Source organism: Dietzia sp. SYD-A1 (assembly GCF_015356725.1).
Taxonomy (GTDB): Bacteria; Actinomycetota; Actinomycetes; order Mycobacteriales; family Mycobacteriaceae; genus Dietzia.
Genome location: NZ_JADDKI010000577.1, coordinates 1 through 1,607, shown reverse-complemented (window position 1 = coordinate 1,607; position 1,607 = coordinate 1). Strand labels below are relative to the sequence as shown.

At 68.7% G+C, this 1,607-nt stretch carries 1 protein-coding gene; it reads left to right on the top strand.

Annotated elements, in window-relative coordinates; genetic code table 11:
- Nucleotides 1–109: 109 nt before the first annotated feature.
- Complete coding sequence (glf, locus tag IY392_RS17165) at nt 110–1,309, top strand: UDP-galactopyranose mutase (RefSeq protein ID WP_194861893.1); 1,200 nt, start codon at nt 110–112, stop codon at nt 1,307–1,309.
- The last annotated feature ends 298 nt before the right edge of the window (nt 1,310–1,607 follow it).

Below are 1,607 nucleotides of genomic sequence, written 5' to 3'. Positions count from 1 at the left end.
CCCGATACCCTTGGACCCGGACCCGCGCCGACCGGCGCGTGGACACGCCGGGCGCAGCGCCTGTTCAGGCTCAGCGACCCGGCGACGGACTACGGGAAGGCTCGAAGTGATGGCAGGCGATCGGCAGTGGGGGACCTATGACCTCATCGTGGTGGGGTCCGGTTTCTTCGGTCTGACGGTCGCCGAGCGGGCCGCGGCCGAGCTCGGCGCGCGCGTGCTGGTGCTCGACCGGCGTCACCACATCGGCGGCAACGCCTACTCCGAGGCCGAGCCGGAGACCGGCATCGAGATCCACAAGTACGGGGCGCACCTGTTCCACACCTCCAACGAGCGGGTGTGGGAGTACGTCAACCGTTTCACCGACTTCACCGGGTACCAGCACCGCGTGTTCGCGATGCACAAGGGCACGGCGTACCAGTTCCCCATGGGCCTGGGCCTGATCAACCAGTTCTTCGGTCGCTACTACTCGCCCGACGAGGCGCGGAAGCTCATCGCCGAGCAGGCCTCCGAGTTCTCCGCCGAGGACGCCGCGAACTTCGAGGAGAAGGCCATCTCCCTGATCGGCCGCCCGCTCTACGAGGCGTTCATCAAGGACTACACCGCCAAGCAGTGGCAGACCGACCCCAAGAACCTGCCCGCCGGCAACATCACCCGCCTGCCCGTGCGGTACACGTTCGACAACCGCTACTTCAACGACACCTACGAGGGACTGCCCGTCGACGGCTACACCGCGTGGCTCGAGAACATGGCCGCCGACGAGAAGATCGACGTGGTCCTGGACACCGACTGGTTCGACGTCCGCGAGGCCGTCCGCGCCGCCAGCCCCGACGCGCCCGTGGTCTACACCGGGCCGCTCGACCGCTACTTCGACTACGCCGAGGGCGAGCTGGGATGGCGCACCCTGGACTTCGAGACGGAGGTCCTGCCGACCGGCGACTTCCAGGGCACCCCGGTGATGAACTACAACGACGCGGAGTACGACTACACCCGCATCCACGAGTTCCGGCACTTCCACCCCGAGCGCACGAACTACCCGACGGACAAGACCGTCATCATGCGCGAGTACAGCCGCTTCGCCGAGCGCTCCGACGAGCCGTACTATCCGATCAACGAGTCCACCGACCGCGTGAAGCTCGCCGCCTACCGCGAGCGGGCCAAGGCCGAGACCGCGGCGAACAAGGTCCTGTTCGGCGGACGCCTGGGCACGTACCAGTACCTGGACATGCACATGGCCATCGCCTCGGCGCTGACGATGTTCGACAACACCCTCGCCCCGCACCTGCGGGACGGGACCGCGCTCTCCGACTGAGCCCCGGCCGTCCCGGCCGCTCGCCGCTCGTCCGCGCCCGCCGCTCGTCGACTGGTCACATCCGCTCACGTTGTCCCAGGAGCGGGCGGTCGGAGAGAGGGCATTTGTGACCACTCGGCGAGGACCGCGGCGAGGACCGCGGCGGGGGCGGCGGCGAGGGCCGCGGCGGGAGCGCGGGTCCGTTCGAGGGTCGCAAACGGTTCGAGGTCGCGCCTAGAGTGAACGCATGACCAGCTCGGTGTCCCGCCCTCTCCGACTCCTGCTCGTGGTGCTGTCCGGCGTCGCCGCCCTGCTGCTG